Genomic DNA, 20,997 nt, shown 5'->3' on the forward strand with positions numbered 1-20,997 from the left:
CAGCGTTCGATGTGGCCACCTGCGGTGTCGTGAACGTCCGTAAAAGGGCGGATTTCCAAAAGTCGAGACAGCGAAGTCAGCCAGACGGCAACAATGTGATCCTGCTTTTTTTGTTAGATCTGAGTCTGTTTTTAACGGGGCGACGCTCTATAGACTGTATATCCGACGCACAAGTGGACAGTGATCGGCCCGCTACTGTTTCTGGCTCTCTGAAGACCGGACGAATCGAGAGTCTTCAGGAATCACCATGAATCCTCGTCCAAGTTTTCAGAGCAAGACCTTCCACCAATCGCAACGTGACATTCTCGGCATGATTGCGACCGATCAGCATCTGGGCGATGTACTCTGCGCCATCTGCCAGATGCTCGACACACAGACTCCCGAAACCTACTGCTCTATCTTGCTGGCGGATGCCGAGGGCAAACACTTGCTTAACGGCGCGGCACCCGGCCTGCCGACCGAGTACAGCGAGGCGATAGATGGCATGGCCATTGGTCCGCAGGAAGGGACCTGCGGCACCGCGGCGTTCCGGCGCGAGCTTGTGGTCACTGAAGACATCGCCCGGGACCCGAACTGGGACCGTTTCCGCAGCTTGGCGCTGGGGCATAACCTGCATTCCTGCTGGTCTGTCCCCTTGCTCTCCCATCAAGGAACGGTGTTGGGGACATTTGCCCTGTACCAAAAGAGCATCCATGCGCCGGACGAGGCGCAGATTCAACAACTGGTTTTTGCCGCGCAACTGGCCGTCATTGCGATCCGTCATGAGCGTGACGGTCGGCGATTGGAGGAGAGCGAACAACGTTTTCGTTCATTGTTCACCTATAACCCCAACCCGGTGTTCGCCCTCGATCTGGCCGGCAACATCCAGAGCGTCAATCCTGCAGGCCTGAAGCTGAAACCGCACACGGCCGTCAATTTCATTGGTCATCACTTTTCCCATCTGGTTCTCGATGAGGATCTGCAACGGGTTAGTCAGCATTTTTGCGCAGCCCGTGCCGGAGCGCCTCAGCGCTTCGAGGCACAGCTTCGCGACGAAAGTGAGCAACTGTTGACCATGGATATCTCCAACCTGCCCATCATGGTCAACGGAGAGATTGTGGGAGTATTCGGCATTGCCCGGGACATCAGCGCACAGAAAAATTTCGAACGCGAATTGAGCTTCAATGCCAGCCATGACCGGCTTACCGGTTTGCTTAACCGTGTTTCGCTTGAAGAGCGACTGGTTCTGGATTGCCACATCAGTCGTCGGCGTAATCGGCGGCTCGCGGTGATGTGCATTGATCTGGATGGATTCAAATCCATCAACGATTCGATCGGGCATTTCTTTGGCGATCAGGTGCTGATCGAAGTGGCGCAACGTATGACCCAGCAAGTTCGTCCCGGTGACACCATCGTGCGCATGGGCGGTGACGAATTCATTGTGCTCCTGCCTGACCTGCTGCGTGACGAGGACGTTGTACCCGTAGCCGAGCGCCTGATGGCGAGCATTGCCAGACCCTACTGCATCCAGGGTATTGACCTGCATGTGAGTGCAAGCGTCGGCATCACCCTGAGCGATGGTTACATCGAGCAGCCGATGCAACTGATTCAGCAGGCGGACATGGCCATGTACAAAGCCAAGCAGGAAGGGCGCAACAACTTTCAGTGGTACACCAGCGACCTCAATCAACGTTTTTGCGAGCACGCGAGCCTGCGCAATGACTTGCAAAAGGCTATCGAAACTCAATCCTTCCAGCTGCATTATCAACCGCAGATAGACGCACGCACGGGGCAGGTGGTCGGGATCGAAGCCTTGCTGCGCTGGGAGCATCCGGAAAAGGGATTTATCTCACCAGCGGTGTTTGTAACAGTGGCTGAAGACAGTGGTCAGATCATCCCGCTGAGCCTTTGGGTACTCGATACGGCCTGCGCGCAGTTGCGTCAACTGGGCGAGCAGGGCATCACAGGCATCTCGATGGCCGTGAATATTTCGCCGATGCATTTCCAGCGTGGGCAGTTCGTCGAGTGTATACAGGCAGTGCTAAACAGGTACGAACTTAGCGCCGGGCAGTTGGAACTGGAGATTACCGAGTCGCTCCTGTTGCATAACGTTGAGCAGGCGATCGACACGTTGCACCAGCTCAAGGCTCTAGGTGTACGCATTGCGCTCGATGATTTCGGCACCGGTTATTCCAGCCTCAGCTACCTCAAGCGCTTACCCATCGACAAAATCAAGATTGACCGTTCTTTCATCCGGGATATCGCTACCGACCATCACGATGCCGCGATCACCCAAGGCATTATTTCCATGGCCCATCACCTCAGCCTGACGGTGGTCGCCGAAGGTGTGGAAACCAAGTCTCAAGTGGATTTTCTCAAGGGCGGTCGCTGCGATGTTTTTCAGGGGTATTACTTTGCTAAACCGATGCCCTATGCTGACCTCGAAGCCTTCCTAAGCCTTCGCGCGTCCCGGTCCCTGACGCCCGATCTTGTCTGTTCCGAAGTTTGAAAAGGCGAATCTTCAGATTCGAACGAGTCCGGTTGCCCTGAACCACACTTCAGTTGCCACTTCGGTCCTGGAGCGTTCCTGTTGAGCGCTTCAGATCTTTTGCCGGGTCCAGAAGCGTTTGGGAAACTGAGCGCTTTAGACCCAAGCTCTGCTCAACACGCCTGGCCGTGGACGCATTAAGCGCGTGACTGTTGTTGGCACTGGAGGGTACAGAAAATTCGTTCAGTTACTACGGTAAGCGTCATCAACGACTATAGTCATTGGTGAGCCAGAGCGAATCCGACCATTCCCCTGCCAACCTGGCCTAATCCAATTCCGCGATTACACGGCGGATCTTCTTGTGTTCCTTGATGCGGAACGTAAACGTTTCGCTGCCGAAATTACTCAGGCTCAGGCTGAGATCGAGGCAGCGTTGTCTTTTTTTTCCCCTTGATGGTGGATGGAGTTATCCCGCCGGGCACGTCGTATCCCACTGAGCACGTCCCAACCACCCATCTGTCAAGGTTCAAGCAATGAATACTTCAGAGTTAGATGATGCACAAAAAACCAATGGCGACCTGGTTCAGGGTCCGCTGCCGGCCGGCACTGTCGCGCCCGACTTCACTCTTCACGCAACCCCTGATCAACAGTTGTCGCTGCGTGAGCTAAAGGGAAATCCCGTGATACTGGCGTTTTATCCCGCTGACTGGACTTCGGTGTGTGGTGACCAACTGACCTTGTACAACCAGTTGTTACCCACCTTCAGAGAATATGGTGCGGTGCTATTGGGTATCTCGGTTGACAGCGCCTGGTGTCATCAGGCCTTTGCCAAAGATCGAAATTTCCACTTCAGCCTGCTGGCCGATTTCGAGCCCAAAGGGGCGGTGGCACGACAGTATGGAGCGTACGAGTCCCAGCTCGGAGTTTGTAAGAGGGCACTGTTCGTGATTGACAAGGAGGGGGTGGTCGCCTGGAGCTACGTCTCACCAATGGCAATCAACCCTGGGGCGGACGGCATTCTGGATGCGCTGGATGCTCTGGTGAATTCGCCACAAAGCACGCCAACCAAAAATTAACAGGTGATTACATGGCCACTCTCAAAGTCCCGGTAAGTGCCAACGACCATCGCCAGGGAAGTGCGCATGCCAAGGTCACCTTGGTGGAATTTGGCGACTATGAATGTCCCTATTGCGGTGAAGCTTATTGGATGGTCAAGAATCTGCAACAGCATTTTCGCGATGACTTGCTGTTTGTGTTCCGTAACTTCCCTCTGACCACCGCTCACCCCCATGCATTGGGTGCAGCGGTCACCGCTGAGTATGCCGGGAGTCGAGGATTCTTCTGGGAGGCCCACGACGAATTGTACGAAAATCAGGATCGATTGGGCCTGCCGCTGTATCGCGCCATCGTTCTCAAACACGGCCTTCCCAAGGAGGAATTCGATCTTGCAATGCAAGAGGATACTTACATTCCCAAAATACAAGCCGATTTCAATGGCGGTGTACGCAGCGGCGTGAATGGCACCCCAGCGTTTTACATTGACGGGCTTCGCTATGACGGAGTTCCAGAGTTCATCGGGATGAGTCAGATGATTGAACTTTTGTTAGTGCGTGGACGAAATCGCTAGAGAGCCAAATCGGCTTAACATCACCCACATCGGAGCCGAGGAAAAACCAACGTTAGCTTCCTTTTACATTAAAGAGGTGGACACGGAGCCGGCAACTAATGAAATCTTTGAAGTATTATGAAGAAAATCGACACGCCACATGGTTGGAGTTGTTTTTTGACCTGACTTTCGTTGTTACGATAGGCCAGGTTACGCACACTCTCGGACATGTTCATGACGGCCACTTTGAACATAAGCAATTATGGACATTCTTACTGCTTTTTGTACCGTTGTGGTGGATCTGGTCCAGTCACACGATTTACTCCAACAGGTTCGATACAGACAGTAATCTTCACCGTTTGGCAACATTATTCATAATGCTCCTGCTCATTGTGCTATCGGCACGGATTGGGGAAGACCTGGAAGTGAACTACCCGCTTATTATTGCCTGCTATTTTGGTATACGAGCGATCATCAGTGTTATGTACATTTCATCCATTAGTAAACTCGATTCTCGCGGCGAACTTTCCTCAAGGCTTGGTTTCGCCCTATTAGTTAGCGCAGTTATTAGTCTTTCATCCGTTATTTTTGACCCGCCCTTGCGTTATCTTGTTGCTTATATTGGGATTGTTCTTGATATTCTGTTTCCTGTGTTTTTCTGGACTAAACTAAAGCCGTTGCCAGCACACACGGAACATATGGTTGAGCGCATAGGCCTACTCACCCTAATCTTATTGGGGGAGTCAATTATTAGCCTTTCCGGAGGCTTGTCTAACATTCAATGGGGTTATTATAATGTGATGGCGGCCATCACCGGATTTATCATGATTTGCAGTATCTGGTGGATCTATTTTGATAGTTTTTACTTATTGAACAAACATCAAAGCAGTATGAGTGGGCACGCCTTAATCTACTCGCACCTTTTTCTTTTTATGGGGCTGGCACTTCTGGCGAATTTGATTAGGCATGCGATCCTGAACGACATTGCGATACGCGATTTTCAGATTATGTCGATCACCGGCATGGCCTTGTTTTTCCTAGGTAAGCAATATGGCTATTTCATAGCCGTGAGTAGAATAAGGAAATACATACTACAAAACACGTTGATAGTGTTTTCTTTGGGCGGGTTAGTCGTGTTTTTACCCCGCGTCGAGTACATATTGGTCGGCCTGACAGCAACCATGATCTCTTATGTTTTTCTAAATTTCAGATATCGTTGAATCATTATTATCAGACCAGAGGGTGGGACCAAGTGAGCAAGCGGCTGACTTGCGGTTATATGCTGCCCACTACGTCGTTCTCACTGCCCGTGCGCTACTCGCCGCTACCCTTGGTCTATTTGGGTTTGTAATCCTGGTATCGTCGACCATAGTTAAGAGTCTCGGATACCCCTCTTAGCTGTCGCGATCTGATAGCGCCAGCCGCATCGTAACAACAGGAGCCACATCATGGTCAAAGTAGCGTTGTTCGTTCGCCTGGAAGCAAAACCCGGGAAAGAAAAGGATGTAGAAAGCTTTCTTTTGGGCGGCCTTCCGTTAGTGGAGGAGGAGCCAGCCACTACAGCCTGGTTTGGAATCCGCTTGGGGCCGTCCACCTTTGGCATCTTTGACGCATTCCCGGATGAAGCGGGCCGGCAGGCTCATCTTTCGGGCAAGGTCGCGGCGGCGCTTATGGCAAACGCTGCCGAGCTGTTTGCCGAACCGCCATCAATCGAGAAGGTTGACGTCCTTGCGGCCAAGCTGCCCGGTTAAGCAAATCCAACAGGAAGTTCCATTCAGTTCGGGGAGGCTCACGATGTCTTGTATGAAAATCAGGATCGCCTGGGCCTGCTGCTGTCCCGGGCGGTGATCAATTAAAACACTTGTATTGAAGATAAATGTCATGGCTAAAGTGCCGTGTCCAGGATTCATGCCATGCTTGCGCGCTCGGTAGAAGTGAAAGGATACGCGCGCAAATCGTGTCCATGGACGGCGTGGAGGCCGCACAGAATCTGCAAGGCAATGTGCTCATCACGGGTTTAGGCTGGGTAGGGTAGATTGTTTGCCGGGCACCGGTCGCTCATGCCGCGAAGATCTCCATCATTGATATAGAACCGGAGGTCATCCGCGCCGTGACACCTTATGGTTTCGTCAAGTGAGCATTCGTCGGCGTAGCAGTGACCGATGTTCAATGAGCTGCCTGACGCGGCTGCACTCCGAACTGCGCAACGATGTGCGTACCCAATTCCTCAATAACTTCCACCGCAGGGCGCTTGCCGTATTTGAGATTGAGAATGACGTGGTCCACGCCGATTTCCTCAAGCGACTCCAGCAAAAATCGTAGATGGTAACGTCCAAGTCTGAACCCCAAATGGATACGTGTGGGTGGCGTTGACGGATTCTCATCGAGATCGATGTACAGCGACTGAGTAAAGGGCTTATACACAGAGCCACATTGTTTCGTGACCTCCAGTCGCCAATCTTCCACGACCAGCCGCTGCATGTTCGGAATGCGTGGATAGTTGATCCATCCGTTGCTCTCACGCGCGATCCAATCCAGTGACTGGCGACTGTTGCCGGTCACGAGCATTGGAATGAATTGGGTGGTAGGTTTCGGAATCAGGTCTGCGCCTTGCATTTCACCAGTGCTCCAGTGGATGGGCTCAAAACTGGTGCTGTGGGCGCGGCGAATCACTTCGTAGTGTTCTCGAAAGATCTCTCCACGCCTTTCGGGATCGACGCCAAACGCCGAAAACTCCACTGGCCGATCTCCCGAAGCAACCCCCAGAATCAAGCGACCAGTGCTCAACTGATCGACGCTGGCTGACGCCTTGGCCGTGTGCAGGGGATGGTGCAGCGGGATGGCGATGGAGGCGGTGCCAAGTGCAATCTCCGAGGTATGGGCGGCCATATAACCCAGGTAAACCCAGGGGTCGAAGACTTGGCCGACATCGCCGAAGCCAGGGTCGCGAAGCGGCACGTCGCGAAACCAGAGCGCGCAGAAGCCCAGCGCCTCGGCTTTTTTAGCCAGTGTGACCTGGTTGAGCATGCTCGGAGTGTCCCCGTCGAACGCCTCCATGGGAAAGAATAATCCAAGGCTCAAATGCCCCTGAGTGAAGGTTCGGCTGAACCCTCGATGCTGCTGGTAAGGAATCGTGCTCGGCCGATACATACGGATTGACCTCATGACAGAACGTGAACAGCGCCCCCGTTTCCAGAGGTGCTGCGGCATCGGTCGCTTTTGAACGGCAGGTGGGGGTACTGGGTTTTACCCGTTGCGCCGTACTGCTGGTTGTGTGGACCGGACTCAGGGGGCAGTTGCTGGCGATAGGCGCGGGTTGGTCCGGGTGGGTATTAAGCGGACGGTCAAAGGAAGTCAGATCTCTCGGCTCTATACCACCAGATGGGCAAGGCGTTCGAGGAATCATTCTATAAGCGTAGGCGGTTTTGCAGCTCTCCGCCATATTCTTACAATCGAGCCGCTGGCGGGCGAAAGTCGCGTATCGAAGGCAGTTATCGGTCGTTTCCTGCCATTCCAGAACGGCCGCTATTGGCCGAGAGCTGTCAGTCATAACTGCTCCATGTTGACAGAGCTTCCAAAAAACATTTTGATAGGGCTCTAGAACAGTAGTTTCAGCTTAAAAAAATCGAATTATGCCCCCAGTTATGCCCCCAATTGCGCCGAGTGTATAAGCGATCGGGAATGGCGATTTCTGACGCGGATCTGGGTGGTCGTGGCTGGTATTCAGTCCGCCTCCGTATACTGGATGACCAACCCGAATCTGGCAAATTCTTGGTGGTTCGATAAGTCGATATCCTTAATCGGAGTTGTCCGGGCTGTCTTTCAGCACCTGTCCTGAAATTGGCTTCGTGAGATGCTCATGCTCTGTGAGATGTTGCAATGGCGGTGGTCGCCAGGGAGATCGATCCGCGTGTCCATCGACAACTGGAGCGTAATGCCAAGCGCCTAGCCAGGGAAAACGCTTAAGAAGGGGTTGTTCGGTATTGAAAGTAGCACGCAGCGTTGAGCATCGTACTTCTGGTCGTGGGTCTCGATAACCCGGTCGGCCCCAGAACCTCTCGCTTCAATTGGCCACTGAGTCGGCTGGCAGCGAGGGCGCTCAGGTTGCATATAGAGGTGGCGCCTTACCTTCGTTGTTCATGGCCATCTAAGCCTTTGAGCCAGATCGGTCATCAGTCGTTGGGCAGGTGCAGTTGCACGTCCATGGCGTTATGCAGGAGTCTGACGACCTCGATCAAGTCGTCGTTTGCCACACGATAAAACACTATATGGCGTGAATAGATGAGGTGATAGCTGCGAAGGCCCGGTGCAAGCTCACGGCGGTCACGGCGGTCATGGCTGCCAATGCGATAAGGCGTGCTGGCAAGAGCTCGCAGCGCCGCGAGGATCAGCGCCGTGTAGCGCTGGCGTGCTTGATCGCCGAACTGCGTCTGGGAGAGCCTGAGGATGTCAACAATGTCGGCGCGCGCCGCGTTGGTAATCCGATACTGCGGCATGCTCAGTGTTTCTCGCGCGTGGGGAGGGTGGCCTCCTGGCTCAATCCCCCAAGGAAATGCTCCAGATCCGCTTCGTTCACCTGAGTGAAGCGCCCGTGCTCAAGGTCCATGATGCCTATCGAGGTCGCCTGACGCAGGGCTTCAATTTTGGCGGTGTCTTCGGCGACGCGCTGTTCCAATAGCCGCAAACCTTCTCGCATCACTTCGCTGGCATTCTGATAACGGCCAGACTGCACAAGGTCTTGGATAACCTGTTCCTGGTGTGGGGTGAGCACAACGTTTCGCGTCGCCATCATTAGCTCCAACTCTGAGCAAACATGTTGTTTCGATCGTTGGCATATTATGCCATTTTAGATAAAAGCAGGAAGTTTGGGATTTGTATCTGACGGATTGTGTCAGAAGGGTAATTTTTTGCGTCGAACCGCTTGCTGACCCGACAGCGCGCTTAAGGTCGAGAAAAAGGCCATCCCAAGGATGTCCGCGGCAACTTGAATAGTGTGGACCTTGGGCCTTCAGTTTGGCCAGGCCTTGCTTAATGCGTCCGGCGTTCTCCCCGATCGTTTGTAGCGCACCGCGGACATCTTCGCCGGTGTCTGCCGTCCCCTGGCATTCAGCTCTTAAGGTCAGGTCCATTACGGCCACCTTTAAGGGGGCTGGCAGCGGGTCATCCTCGCTCGGAATCTGCTGGGAAATCTGCGCAATCGGAAGCTGACGCAGGCAGCCAGGAACATTGCCACCGGAACCGGCCTGGAGCACCGCCCGAACTAGGATAGGCAGCGCTTGGCTGGCATCTACAGGCGTAGCGTCATGTTCGCCAGTAGGTATGGGGTTCTCGCCGGTGTGGTGAAAGTCGGCGATCGAGATCGAACGACGGTTACCTGATATGCCCACATTGTTTAGCAGCTGCCGACCAAGCACTTTAAGATAGTCTCGCGCCATGAGTCCCCATCTGCGCTGCTTTCCGTCGTATGCCCTGCTTGCGATTCGATCCGAATGATTATTGAAGGTTTATCGTGGACGCTGAAGTTCGTCTTCCTGGGAGCCGCGGCGTTTTTTGCCTGGGCATGTTGCAGATTCTGGTTTGGGGCGGATCGTTCTTTCTGCTCGCCGTCATGGGGGAGCCGATCATTCGCGACACTGGCTGGGGCAGCCAGTGGGTGTATGGCGCATTGTCATTGAGCCTTATGATCTCAGCGCTGTTGGCGCCCCTCTCTAGCCGTCTGGTGGCGCGTTTCGGTGGTCGTGTGCAGTTAGCCTGCAGTGGTCTGTTAGTCGCGCTAGGGCTGTTGATCACCGCTGCCTGTCACACCTTGCCGGTTTTCCTGCTGGCCTGGGCCGTTATTGGTATCGGCATGGCCGCGGGGCTTTACGAAGCGCTGTTTTCCACACTCGGGGCGCTGTATGCGGAGCGAGCTGGCAAGGCGATCACCGGTATCACGTTGATCTCCGGGTTCGCCACTACCCTGACTTGGCCGCTGGTTGCATCGGCCGTCGAGCACGTGGGCTGGCGAGGGACATGCGTTGGATACGCAGTGCTACTTTTGCTCTCGACCCCCTTGTATTTGATCGTATTGCCAGGCGGTGGCAAGTTACGTCAGATCAGGGGCCCCAGCGAGCGGAACAACCCACCGGTAGACAAGCGCGTATACCTGCTGTTGATTTGGATCTTTGCGCTGGGCGCGATAATTATGACCGCGATCTCGGTGCAGCTGGTAACGGTGCTGCAGGGGCTTGGCTACTCATTGACAGCAGCGATCGCACTGTCGTCTCTGCTCGGCCCGAGCCAGGTGGCTTCGCGTGTTCTCCAAATGATTGCAGGCAAGCGTCATCCGATCTGGACGGCGCTGGTGTCGGCGATGCTGGTTGCACTAGGGGTAGTACTGGTTGCCTTCGCGCCGGGCGCAACGGCCGTCGGTTTAGTGTTGTACGGTCTTGGCAACGGATTGCGTGCGATCGTCCGAGGAATGCTGCCGCTGGTATTGATGCCGGCATCGCAGTACGTGGCGCTGATGGGCAAGATGTCGCGCCCTTCGTTGATCGGCCAGTCGTTGACCCCCTTGGCCGGAGGCTACTTGATGCAGCATTTCGGGGCGACGGGCGTCCTCGTCACGCTGTGCAGTCTGGCCGTGATAAACGTGGTTCTGGTGGGCCTGGTATTAACGTCTTTGCAACGTTCTCGCGCGGCGGATAAAACGGCAGTAGAGGAAAGTCATGATGGCCGATGAAAAACGGAGCGAGCATTTGATTGAAGGTCCCGCGGGCCTGATCGAATTCATCATTGATGAGCCGAACTGCCCCCCGAAGGGAGTCGTGCTCGTGAGTCATCCCCAACCGCTGCTGGGCGGCAGCCCGCATCACCTGGTGCCATTAACGCTGTCTCGCAAACTCAACGCAGAGGGGTGGCGAGTGGTCCGTCCGAGCTTTCGTGGTGTAGGTAAATCCACCGGTGCGCATGACGAAGGCATCGGTGAAAGCGAAGATAGCATCATCGTCGTCAATCACCTTCAGCGTTTATATCCACAGCTGCCCATCGCCCTGGTCGGGTTCTCATTTGGTGCCCATGTGTATGCACGGGTCGCGTGTGCGCTTAACGACAGACTGCACGCGGTAGCTCTTTTGGGGTTGCCGGTTGGCCTCGTACCTGGTGGACGACTGTACGAACCGCTGGCATTGCCTGCCGAGTGTCTCCTGCTGCATGCAGAACAGGACGAAATGGCCCCCTTGGCAAACCTATTTGACTGGGCGAGGCCGGAGCGTCGGGCGGTGATGGTGTTTCCAGGTAGTAATCACTTTTTTAAAGGTTGCCTGGCGCAAGTCGCGCAGCATGTGGCGACGCACCTGGACCATGCATTCTGATCAACGAGTGTGCATTGCCTCGAATCGTTTCCGTCACAGTGCGGGGCGGTCAGGAGTGTTGGGGCACGACAACAGCGCGATGCTCATTCGTACGATCCAAGCCTCTATCCATGCTTCATCGACCGGCATCGGTCGGTTGCGCATGCCATCGGTAGTGTCAATCAATGCGTAGATTGCCGCGATTGCGCTAGGGATATCCTGCACGTTGAAATGCCCGCACCTCAGCCCTTGTTCTATCGCCTGGCGCAAAGGCGCCTGCAACCTATCAAACGCCTGCGCTAACCAGATGCGGTGGCTTGCTTTGACATGTCGAGACTCATGGCGCAGCAGTAGCTCTTCGCAGGGATGGGAGCGTTGACGCGCCAGGAGAAAGCTAAGGTAACCCCGCAGGTCGCGGGTATAGGGGCCACTTTGCCAAGCCTCCAGCCGCTGCGTGAGTGTGCTCAGCAGAACATCAAGCAGCAGGTCCTGTTTGCTCGCGACATGGTGGTAGAGGCTGCCGGGTTGCAGGCCAGCACGAGCGGCTAGTTGGCGCATGCTCATAGCGCCGTAGCCATGCTCGGCCATCAGTTCACGGGCCGCCTCCAGCAGGAAATCCGGGCAGTACTGAGCGCGCGTGCCTTCAGGCATAGGCCGGCAATCTGGAAAGGGCACGCAGTAGCCAGCAGACAATGCGGCGGCAGCGGTTACGTGAAGGACTCTTGTTCATTATTTTTTCCTCCAAACTACAAATAGCCAAGCAAGCTGCCGGGTTTCTCAGATCTGCGAAAGTAGCCTGCCTGGGACAAACCGCTGTGCTCAGTCGTCTTGCGTAAAGCGCGCAAGCGTTGCACGAGCACGCAGTATTACGGGCGCATCAATCATCTGTCCGTCAATGGTGAACACCCCGGCACCACCTTCGGCGCCCGCTATAACTCGGCGTGCCCAGTCCACCTCTGCTGACGATGGCCGCAACGCCTGGTGAATTGACCTGACCTGGCTGGGATGGATGCACAAAGCGCCGCCAAATCCCATGTCGCGTACGAACTCGGTGTGCCGGCGCAGGCCGTCTGTGTCGTGGATAGAGGGGTACACTCCGTCCAACGGTGCGGCAAGATTCGCCACTCGTGTGTGCAGCAAGATGGCGTAGCGCGCGTGCGCCAACACCTGCTCGGCAGCGTTGCTGCCACTGCGCAGATTCAGGTCGAGCCCCAGGTCAAGGCTGCCGAAAGACAATCGCTCAACGCCGGCGCTTGTCGCCAGCTGGGGCAACGCGGCGAGCCCACGCGCGCTTTCGATAATCGGCCACACAGGCTTGCCTGTCGAGTATGCCAAGCGAACCTGCTCAACTGTCTCGGCCTTAGGCAACAGAATGCCACGTACTCCCGGATGACGCTGACAGAGGTCCAGATCAGCCTCATGTGACCAGTGCTCAGGTGCGTTTATACGGACCAGCACTTGGGCCTGCGGATGCCCCGCCAGGAAGGTATCGAGGTTGTCCCGGGCCTGCTCCTTGGCGCTTTCCTCGACTGCGTCTTCAAGGTCGACGATCACCCGATCGGCACCACTTGCCAGCGCTTTGGGGATGCGTTCCGGCCGGCTGGCAGGAACGAACAGGGCACTGCGTACGATTGCCTGGGTCATAGTGCACTTCCTGTGGTGAACTCAACTTCACCGGATTGCGCCATACCGGCCTCTGCGGTTGCCCAGATCTGCGCCTTGCCGGCGTCCATCAGCCGGCCACCGACCTCGAACGCCTGGGGTGAAATTAGCGGGCGCAAGCCGCGGAAGTTGAAGCGACGCACCCTGGCAGCCGGGTTGGCCTGCTGGAACGCGCGCAGGCTGAGCGTCGCGATCAGCGGGCCGTGTACCACCAACCCTGGATAGCCTTCGGTCTCAGTGACATATGGCCAGTCGTAGTGGATCCGGTGGCCATTAAAGGTGACTGCCGAATAGCGGAACAGCAGTGTTGCATTGGGAATGACGGTCTCCTGCCAGGCGCCTTCAGGGGCTGCCTCGGTGCCGCCGAGCTTGGGCGTGGATGGCTCTCGGTAGACGATATCCTGCTCCTCGACCAATACGTCACGGCCCTCCTGAACATACTCATGCTTGACCGTAACGAACAGCAGTGAGCCGGTGCTGCCGTGTTTGTCTTGTACATTGAGGATGGTCGAGCGCCGTGAAACTTCTGCATCCACCCGCAACGGCGAAAGGAACTTCAGACGGCTGCCTGCCCACATGCGGTTGCGGTTGTCCGCAGGCGGCAAGAACCCACCACGGGCAGGATGGCCATCGCTACCCAGGCCTATAGCGTCGACGGTGTCCTGGAAGAATGCCCAGTGCCAGAGCAAGGGCAGGGCATCGCCTGGACCGGGTGCCGGCTCGCTCAAGGTCGCTGCGATGCGCTTGACCAGGTTATGGGTGATGCGATCGTGGCTGGTTTCAGTGCGGCCGATCCAGGCGTTGAGGTCTTGTGTGGTCATTGTGTGTGTCCTTGTTTGTTCAAAGGTGGCTGGTAAGCGACGGGACTGCTTCAAACAGGTCCGCCACCAGGCCGTAATCAGCCACCTGGAAGATCGGTGCTTCTTCGTCCTTGTTGATCGCGACGATCACTTTGGAGTCTTTCATACCGGCCAAATGCTGGATCGCGCCGGAAATACCGACGGCGATGTACAGCTGTGGCGCAACGATTTTGCCGGTCTGGCCGACCTGCATGTCGTTGGGTACGAAACCTGCGTCGACGGCCGCGCGGGAAGCGCCGACTGCCGCGCCCAGCTTGTCGGCCAGGGCGTACAGGTGTTTGAAGTTGTCACCGTTCTGAATCCCACGGCCGCCGGAAACGACGATCTTGGCAGCGGTCAGCTCAGGACGATCCGACTTGGCCAGCTCTTCGCCAACAAAGCTGGAAGTGCCGGTGTCGTGGGCAGCGGAGACGGCCTCAACGGCAGCCGAACCACCTTCAGCGGCAACCGGGTCGAAACCGGTGGCACGCACTGTGATCACTTTGATGGTGGCGGTCGATTGCACGGTGGCAATGGCGTTACCGGCGTAGATCGGACGCTTGAAGGTGTCGGCGCTTTCGACCGAAACGATCTCGGAGATCTGGTCAACGTCCAACTGCGCGGCAACGCGTGGCAGGATGTTTTTGCCGTTGGAGGTGGCGGCAGCCAGGATGTGGCTGTAGCCAGCGCCCAGCTCAGCAATGAGCGGAGCAACGTTTTCCGGCAACTGGTGAGCGTAGGCGGCGTTGTCGGCCAGCAGTACTTTGCTCACGCCAGCCACTTTGGCAACGGCTTCAGCCACGGCGCCAGCGCCAAGGCCGGCGACCAGTACGTGAATATCGCCACCGATTTTAGCGGCAGCGGCCACAGTGTTCAGCGTGGCCGGGGCCAGCACTTTGTTGTCGTGTTCTGCGATTACCAAGATAGTCATGGTTAGATTACCTTCGCTTCGTTTTTCAGTTTCTCGACCAGTTCAGCCACCGACTTGACCTTGATGCCCGCGCTGCGTGCAGCCGGCGCTTCGACTTTGACGGTCTTGTTGGTGGAGGCGGTGGAAACGCCCAAAGCGTCCGGAGTCAGCACTTCGAGAGGCTTCTTCTTGGCTTTCATGATGTTTGGCAGGGACGCGTAGCGCGGCTCGTTCAAACGCAGGTCGGTGGTGACGATGGCCGGCAGTTTCAGCGAAACCGTCTGCGCACCGCCGTCGATTTCACGGGTGACGGCAACGCTGTCGCCGCTCACTTCCACTTTGGAAGCGAAGGTGCCCTGGCCGTAACCGGTCAGTGCAGCCAGCATCTGGCCAGTCTGGTTGTTGTCGCTGTCGATGGCTTGTTTGCCGAGGATCACCAGCTGAGGCTGTTCCTTGTCGACAACGGCTTTGAGCAGCTTGGCCACGGCCAGGGAGGTCAGCTCTTCTGCGGACTCAACCAGCACGGCGCGGTCGGCGCCCAGGGCCAGGGCGGTACGCAGCTGCTCTTGAGCAGTGGAAGGGCCGATGGAAACCACGACGATTTCAGTCGCTACGCCTTTTTCTTTCAGGCGTACGGCTTCTTCCACGGCGATTTCACAGAATGGGTTCATCGACATCTTGACGTTAGCAAGGTCGACGCCGGAATTGTCCGCCTTGACGCGAACTTTCACGTTGTAGTCGACCATACGCTTGATTGCGACCAGCACTTTCATGGGAAGTATGGCTCTCTGATTATTATTCTAAGGTTGCAAAAAAGAGGGTTCAGATAACCCCACACGTGCGCAGCTCCTCAATACGTTCGGCAGACAGGCCAAGCTGGGCGAGAATGCTCGCGCTGTGCTCACCCAAGTCAGGCACCGCATCCATGCGCGGGCTGAAGGCGTTGCTGCTGGCAGGAGGGAGCAGGCTGGGAATCTTGCCCTTGGGGGTCTCCACTTGCCGCCAGCGTTTGCGAGCCTGTAGTTGTGGATGTTGCCAAACCCCCTGCATATCATTGACGCGAGCGTTGGCGATGCTGGCACCATCAAGGCGGGCAATCACGGTGTTGAAGTCGAGCTGAGCAAATGCTTCGACGATCAGCGCGCGTAAGCTGTCGCGGTTTTCCACCCGTTTGAAGTTCGCCGCAAACCGCTCATCGTCGGCCAGCTCGGGCTGCAGCAGGACCTGCTCGCAGAATAGCCGCCATTCCCGCTCGTTCTGCAGCCCAAGCATGATGGTTTTGCCATCGCCGGTAGGGAAGGGGCCGTAAGGGTAAATGGTGGCGTGCGCTGCACCCGCGCGTGGCGGCGGCGTCGCACCCTCATAGGCGTAGTACAGTGGATAGTTCATCCACTCCACCAGACTTTCCAGCATGGATACGTCGACATGACTGCCTTTACCTGTCTTGCCACGCAACAGCAGGGCAGAAAGCACGCCGGTATAGGCATACATGCCGGCTGCGATATCAGCAATTGAGTTACCTGCCTTGGCCATTTGATCATCCCCAGGGCCGCCAGTGACCGAGAGGAACCCGCCTTCGCTCTGAATCAACAGGTCGTAGGCTTTCTTGTGTTCGTAGGGGCCGCCGGCGCCATACCCTGAAATGTCACATACGATCAGTTTCGGGAAGCGTGCATGCAACGTTTCAAACGACAGGCCCAAGCGTGCAGCGGCGCCCGGTGCGAGGTTTTGCACCAGCACATCGGCTTGCTCCAGAAGTTGGTCAAGAATGTCGCCGGCCACCTTCTGCTTAAGGTCGAGGGCGAGGCTTTCTTTTGAGCGATTAGTCCAGACGAAGTGAGAAGCCAGGCCATTGACCCGCTGGTCGTAACCGCGCGCAAAATCGCCGACACCCGGCCGTTCGACCTTGACCACCCGGGCCCCAAGGTCGGCTAGTTGGCGGGTGCAGAAGGGGGCGGCAATTGCGTGTTCAAGGCTGATGACGGTGATCCCGTCGAGTGGGCGGATGCCCGTGGACTGGCTCATGGTTGTTATCTCTCTTGTCATGGCAGGCCCCTGCCGCTTAAGCGACATGGGGCGACTTCAATCAGAACGAGCGGGGTAACTCCAGCAGGTGTTCAGCGACGTACGACAGGATAAGGTTGGTCGAGATCGGCGCGACTTGGTACAGGCGGGTCTCGCGGAACTTGCGCTCTACGTCGTACTCGTTGGCAAAGCCGAAACCACCGTGCGTTTGCAGGCAGGCGTTGGCGGCTTCCCAGCTGGCCTTGGCTGCCAAGTATTTAGCCATGTTGGCGGCGGCACCAGCATTCTTGCCGCTGTCGTACTCTTTACAGGCGCGCCAGCGCATCAGGTCGGCGGCTTCGATCTCGATGTGCGCCTCTGCGATCGGGAACTGCACACCCTGGTTCTGCCCGATCGGGCGGCCGAACACTACGCGATCACGGGCATACTGGCTGGACTTCTCGACGAACCAGCGACCATCACCGATACATTCCGCGGCGATCAGGGTACGCTCGGCGTTGAGGCCATCAAGGATGTAACGGAAACCTTTACCTTCTTCGCCGATTAGGCTGCTGGCAGGGATCTCCAGGTTGTCGAAGAACAGCTCGTTGGTTTCGTGATTGACCATGTTAGCGATCGGCTGCACGGTCAGGCCGTTGCCGATGGCTTCGCGCAGGTCGACGAGGAAGATCGACATGCCGTCGGATTTTTTCTTCACCTCGGCCAGAGGCGTGGTACGGGCCAGCAGAATCATCAGATCGGAATGCTGGATCCGCGAGATCCACACCTTCTGACCGTTGATTACGTACTTGTCACCCTTGCGCACCGCCGTAGTCTTGATCTTGGTGGTATCGGTGCCGGTCGTGGGTTCGGTAACCCCCATCGACTGCAGCCGCAGCTCGCCGCTGGCCAGCTTGGGCAAATAGTAGCTTTTCTGCTCTTCACTACCGTTACGCAGCAGCGTGAACATGTTGTACATCTGGCCATGGATGGTGCCGGAGTTACCCCCGCAGCGGTTGACCTCTTCAAGGATCACCGAGGCCTCCGCCAGGCCCAGGCCCGATCCGCCATATTCTTCTGGAATCATCGCCGAGAGCCAGCCCGCTTCGGTCATGGCTTTGACGAAGGACTCCGGGAAGCCCTTTTGTTCATCGATCTTGCGCCAATACTCGGCAGGGAAGTCAGTACACAGGGCGCGCACACCTTCACGGATGGCATTGAGTTCTTCGTTGTCGTAGTCGCTCATTATTGTTCTCCAGGCGAGACTGGCTTGCAGCGTCGTCGTGGTTCGGCCGCAAGCCTGTCTCCAACACGGTCAAAGAGGATGGAAGCCCAGGGCAGCGCGGAAACGGTTCTTAATGAAATGGCCATCACGCGGCGGCAGTACTCGTGGCGGGTTCTCAGCCTTGATTTTCACGGTGACCAGCTTCACGCCTTCGCGCGTGGCAAAGCGCTCGCGCAGGTCATGCACGCCTTCCATCTCACGAATTTCGGTAGTCCAACTGAAACCGCAGGTCTGGGCGACCTGGTCGAGCTTGATGCCAAAGCCGGCATGGCTCACCTGCATTCCGGTCTCGCCGAAGTGGCCGTTGTCCAGCACGACGATGGTCAAGTTAGCGGGCTTTTGCAGCGCAACCGTGGCAAGCGCGCCAAAGCCCATCAGTAACTCTCCGTCACCGGTAATCACCACTACTGATTTGTTCGGTTGGGCGTTGGCTAAGCCCAGGCCCACTGTGATGGCGCTGCCCATGGCTGCCCAGAGATAGTAGTTGCCGTCATGGTCACCTGCAGCCATCACATCGTAGGATGCAGAGCCCAATCCGGTGACGACCAATACATCGTTACGATCTGCCAGCAGTGTGCGCACCACTTCACGACGGCACAGGGTGTGGTTAGCGCTTACTTGACCCATTTTTTTTCTCCGATCAGACGCTGACCAAGCAGCAGGGCAGTGGCGGAGTCACCGTTGAAGGCCATAGTGGCTGCGCCATGCAGCAGTGGAGCGACGTCCTCGGGCACGTCCGCACGCCATGTCATCACCTTCATCAACTGCAGGGATGCTTCAGTAGCCTGACCCATCGGGTTCTGCCAGGCATTGAACTCAGCCCAGTCGCCTCGCATGGTGACGACCATCAGCAGAGGGAAACCGGCGCAGTTCTGCAGGGCCAGGGTATTGATGCAGTTACCCACACCACTTGACTGCATCAGCAGTGCACCACGCTCACCGCCGAGCCAGGCGCCGGCCAGATAGCCAATGCCTTCTTCTTCGGTGGTAAGGACGACTGCCTTGATATCAGGATCCTCATAGGACATGCGGATAGCGGCCGAGTGGCCGGCGTCCGGGACGAACACTACGTGCTTGACGTCGTGAGCTTTGAGGACGCGAAAAACGTCTTCTTGCCAGCTTTGTTCAGCTTCTTGCGATGACATGGTTGTCTCCAGTGCTGCTCTTGTTTTGCCTCATCATGAAGTCAAAGGAAGGTACCGACGACTACCGTTTTTCTCTTTGAGATATGCCCGCTCGGCATAGCTTTCGCGGCGCTGCAAGGAGCGTTGTGCTATCGCTAAGATGCATAGCTGTTAGGCCTAGAATGGCCTTAGTCGGCGTGGAGAACTTGGTTAGGCTGCTAGGTCGGTGTCCCTTATCACACCGTGCATGACCCACAAAAATAAAATCCGAGGGTACTACCATGTTCGAACGCCTCCTGCGCTGGCTCACGTCTGCTCAACTGTCCGCAGACTCGCAGCACTCCTCGGCATGTCCCACAGGACATCTTGCAACTGCCTACCTCATTCCGTAATGCGCCGCATGTCCGGCGATACTTTCATTACTCGATAACAGGTGGTCCATGAAATACCGTCTACCTCTAGCAGGTTGGATCCTGCTTGCTATGCTCATTGGTGTGCTGATCGGTTACACCATCTTCCTCAACGCCCCTACTAAAACTAGTGCAACCGAGATTGCCGGGTATATTTCGATTATCTCGGATGTGTTTCTGCGCCTGATCAAAATGCTGATCGGGCCACTGGTGTTTTCCACACTGGTGGTCGGCATCGCTCACATGGGCAATGCCGGTGCGGTTGGCCGTGTGTTCAGCAAGGCCATGCTGTGGTTCGTATCCGCCTCGCTGCTTTCGCTGGCAGTGGGGTTGATGATGGCCAATATTCTCCAGCCAGGTCAGCATCTGGCGTTGCCACTGCCTGACGTCAATGCCACTACGTCATTGCAAACCTCGGCGTTTACCTTGAAAGGCTTCGTCACTCACCTGGTGCCAAGGTCGTTCGCAGAAGCGCTCGCGACCAATGAAGTCCTGCAGATTGTGGTGTTTTCCTTGTTCTTTGGCGTGGCCTTGGCCGCACTCGGCGAGAAGGCCAAAGGTCTGGTTCGCCTGACTGACGAACTGGCGCAGGCCATGCTGCTGATCACCAGCTATGTGATGAGGCTTGCGCCCTTGGCGGTTATGGCGGCGATGGCCTCCACCGTTGCCATTGACGGGCTGTCGATTTTGGCTACCTTTGCCGTGTTCATGCGTGATTTTTACTTCGGCTTATCATTGCTTTGGGGTCTGCTGGTCTTGGCGGGAGCGTTGTTCCTTGGGCGGAGGGTGTTCAGTCTGCTGAGTCTGATCAAGGAAGCATTTCTGCTGGCGTTCGCTACAGCCAGCTCCGAGTCGGCCTACCCGAAGCTGTTGGCGGCGCTTGACCGATTTGGTGTTTCGCGCAAGATCTCCAGCTTCGTGATGCCCATGGGATATTCGTTCAACCTTGACGGTTCGATGATGTACTGCACGTTTGCCGTGCTGTTCATCGCCCAGGCCTATGGCATCGAGATGACACTTGGCACTCAGATTCTTATGCTACTGACGTTGATGTTGACGTCGAAGGGGCTTGCGGGTGTGCCGCGCGCCTCCTTGGTGGTTATCGCAGCCACTCTGGTACAGTTCGATATTCCTGAGGCTGGGTTGCTGCTGATCCTGGGCATCGATACGTTTCTCGACATGGGCCGTTCGGCGACCAATGCGGTCGGTAACTCGATCGCAACGGCGGTGGTGGCTAAGTGGGAGGGAGAACTGCTGGACGAGCCTGACGCGCAGGCACGCGCAATGTCGATGGAGCGTCAAACCAGTAATGTCGTTGCCGGCTAAGAGCCTGCACACTATTTGAGCCCAAACGTGTTT

Annotated in this window: 20 protein-coding genes and 2 pseudogenes; 10 read left to right on the forward strand and 12 right to left on the reverse strand. The window is 56.4% G+C overall.

Features of this window, described 5'->3' with window-relative positions; all coding sequences use genetic code 11:
• The first annotated feature begins 247 nt into the window (after nt 1-247).
• From NTD89_RS05555 to NTD89_RS05585, 6 genes and pseudogenes are all read left to right on the forward strand, one after another.
• Entirely contained in the window at nt 248-2,488 is a 2,241-nt protein-coding gene (locus NTD89_RS05555; protein WP_262206690.1) for a putative bifunctional diguanylate cyclase/phosphodiesterase, read from the forward strand.
• Between the two features lie 512 nt (nt 2,489-3,000).
• A complete protein-coding gene (locus NTD89_RS05565) occupies nt 3,001-3,543 on the forward strand; it encodes a redoxin domain-containing protein (RefSeq protein WP_078047885.1) in 543 nt (180 codons plus the stop codon).
• 11 nt (nt 3,544-3,554) lie between these two features.
• Nucleotides 3,555-4,094 carry a DsbA family protein gene (locus NTD89_RS05570; RefSeq protein ID WP_078047886.1) on the forward strand — a complete coding sequence of 180 codons (540 nt, stop codon included), beginning with the start codon at nt 3,555-3,557 and terminating at the stop codon, nt 4,092-4,094.
• 98 nt (nt 4,095-4,192) lie between these two features.
• A complete protein-coding gene (locus NTD89_RS05575; RefSeq protein WP_262206691.1) occupies nt 4,193-5,293 on the forward strand; it encodes a low temperature requirement protein A in 1,101 nt (366 codons plus the stop codon).
• Nucleotides 5,294-5,521: 228 nt separating this feature from the next.
• Entirely contained in the window at nt 5,522-5,824 is a 303-nt protein-coding gene (locus NTD89_RS05580) for a putative quinol monooxygenase (RefSeq protein WP_023047152.1), read from the forward strand.
• 194 nt (nt 5,825-6,018) lie between these two features.
• Nucleotides 6,019-6,201 (forward strand): annotated as a pseudogene (locus tag NTD89_RS05585) (potassium transporter); the annotation flags it as partial.
• Nucleotides 6,202-6,239: 38 nt separating this feature from the next.
• Here the strand turns inward: NTD89_RS05585 and NTD89_RS05590 are convergent.
• From NTD89_RS05590 to NTD89_RS05600, 3 genes are all read right to left on the reverse strand, one after another.
• The gene (locus NTD89_RS05590) at nt 6,240-7,223 is read right to left on the reverse strand and encodes an LLM class oxidoreductase (RefSeq protein WP_078047889.1); all 984 of its coding nucleotides are present in this window, start codon (nt 7,221-7,223) and stop codon (nt 6,240-6,242) included.
• 1,022 nt (nt 7,224-8,245) lie between these two features.
• Complete coding sequence (locus tag NTD89_RS05595; protein WP_262206692.1) at nt 8,246-8,569, reverse strand: type II toxin-antitoxin system RelE/ParE family toxin; 324 nt, start codon at nt 8,567-8,569, stop codon at nt 8,246-8,248.
• Nucleotides 8,570-8,571: 2 nt separating this feature from the next.
• Nucleotides 8,572-8,862: a type II toxin-antitoxin system ParD family antitoxin gene (locus NTD89_RS05600; RefSeq protein WP_262206693.1), complete on the reverse strand. Its 291-nt coding sequence runs from the start codon at nt 8,860-8,862 to the stop codon at nt 8,572-8,574.
• Nucleotides 8,863-9,226: 364 nt separating this feature from the next.
• Between NTD89_RS05600 and NTD89_RS05610 the strand changes: the two are divergent.
• The 3 genes and pseudogenes from NTD89_RS05610 to NTD89_RS05620 all read left to right on the forward strand — a co-directional run.
• Nucleotides 9,227-9,403, forward strand: a pseudogene (locus tag NTD89_RS05610) (DUF3363 domain-containing protein); the annotation flags it as partial.
• 230 nt (nt 9,404-9,633) lie between these two features.
• Entirely contained in the window at nt 9,634-10,794 is a 1,161-nt protein-coding gene (locus tag NTD89_RS05615; RefSeq protein ID WP_262206722.1) for an MFS transporter, read from the forward strand.
• Nucleotides 10,784-11,425 (forward strand): alpha/beta hydrolase, encoded by a 642-nt coding sequence (locus tag NTD89_RS05620; RefSeq protein ID WP_262206694.1) that lies wholly within the window; start codon nt 10,784-10,786, stop codon nt 11,423-11,425. Before NTD89_RS05615 ends, NTD89_RS05620 begins: the two co-directional genes overlap by 11 nt.
• A 33-nt stretch (nt 11,426-11,458) precedes the next feature.
• On the opposite strand, the gene NTD89_RS05625 is transcribed toward NTD89_RS05620, so the two are convergent.
• The 9 genes from NTD89_RS05625 to NTD89_RS05665 form a co-directional block, all read right to left on the reverse strand.
• Nucleotides 11,459-12,055 (reverse strand): TetR/AcrR family transcriptional regulator, encoded by a 597-nt coding sequence (locus NTD89_RS05625; protein ID WP_262206695.1) that lies wholly within the window; start codon nt 12,053-12,055, stop codon nt 11,459-11,461.
• Between the two features lie 168 nt (nt 12,056-12,223).
• Nucleotides 12,224-13,048 (reverse strand): HpcH/HpaI aldolase/citrate lyase family protein, encoded by an 825-nt coding sequence (locus tag NTD89_RS05630; RefSeq protein WP_262206696.1) that lies wholly within the window; start codon nt 13,046-13,048, stop codon nt 12,224-12,226.
• Nucleotides 13,045-13,887: a MaoC family dehydratase N-terminal domain-containing protein gene (locus NTD89_RS05635; RefSeq protein WP_262206697.1), complete on the reverse strand. Its 843-nt coding sequence runs from the start codon at nt 13,885-13,887 to the stop codon at nt 13,045-13,047. Before NTD89_RS05635 ends, NTD89_RS05630 begins: the two co-directional genes overlap by 4 nt.
• 19 nt (nt 13,888-13,906) lie before the next feature.
• Entirely contained in the window at nt 13,907-14,836 is a 930-nt protein-coding gene (locus NTD89_RS05640; protein WP_262206698.1) for an electron transfer flavoprotein subunit alpha/FixB family protein, read from the reverse strand.
• A 2-nt stretch (nt 14,837-14,838) separates the two neighbouring features.
• Entirely contained in the window at nt 14,839-15,588 is a 750-nt protein-coding gene (locus NTD89_RS05645) for an electron transfer flavoprotein subunit beta/FixA family protein (RefSeq protein ID WP_262206699.1), read from the reverse strand.
• A gap of 49 nt (nt 15,589-15,637) precedes the next feature.
• On the reverse strand, nt 15,638-16,840 hold the full coding sequence (locus NTD89_RS05650) for a CaiB/BaiF CoA transferase family protein (protein ID WP_262206723.1): 1,203 nt from the start codon (nt 16,838-16,840) through the stop codon (nt 15,638-15,640).
• A gap of 61 nt (nt 16,841-16,901) precedes the next feature.
• A complete protein-coding gene (locus NTD89_RS05655) occupies nt 16,902-18,065 on the reverse strand; it encodes an acyl-CoA dehydrogenase family protein (protein ID WP_262206700.1) in 1,164 nt (387 codons plus the stop codon).
• A gap of 69 nt (nt 18,066-18,134) precedes the next feature.
• Nucleotides 18,135-18,731 (reverse strand): thiamine pyrophosphate-dependent enzyme, encoded by a 597-nt coding sequence (locus tag NTD89_RS05660; RefSeq protein WP_262206701.1) that lies wholly within the window; start codon nt 18,729-18,731, stop codon nt 18,135-18,137.
• Nucleotides 18,719-19,249, reverse strand: coding sequence for a thiamine pyrophosphate-binding protein (locus tag NTD89_RS05665; protein WP_041481079.1), 531 nt, complete (start codon nt 19,247-19,249; stop codon nt 18,719-18,721). The genes NTD89_RS05660 and NTD89_RS05665 overlap by 13 nt, the downstream gene beginning before the upstream one ends.
• Before the next feature lie 419 nt (nt 19,250-19,668).
• On the opposite strand from NTD89_RS05665, the gene NTD89_RS05670 reads away from it, so the two are divergent.
• Complete coding sequence (locus NTD89_RS05670; RefSeq protein ID WP_262206702.1) at nt 19,669-20,964, forward strand: dicarboxylate/amino acid:cation symporter; 1,296 nt, start codon at nt 19,669-19,671, stop codon at nt 20,962-20,964.
• The last annotated feature ends 33 nt before the right edge of the window (nt 20,965-20,997 follow it).

The organism is Pseudomonas sp. 14P_5.3_Bac1, from assembly GCF_025466135.1.
Lineage (GTDB): Bacteria > Pseudomonadota > Gammaproteobacteria > Pseudomonadales > Pseudomonadaceae > Aquipseudomonas.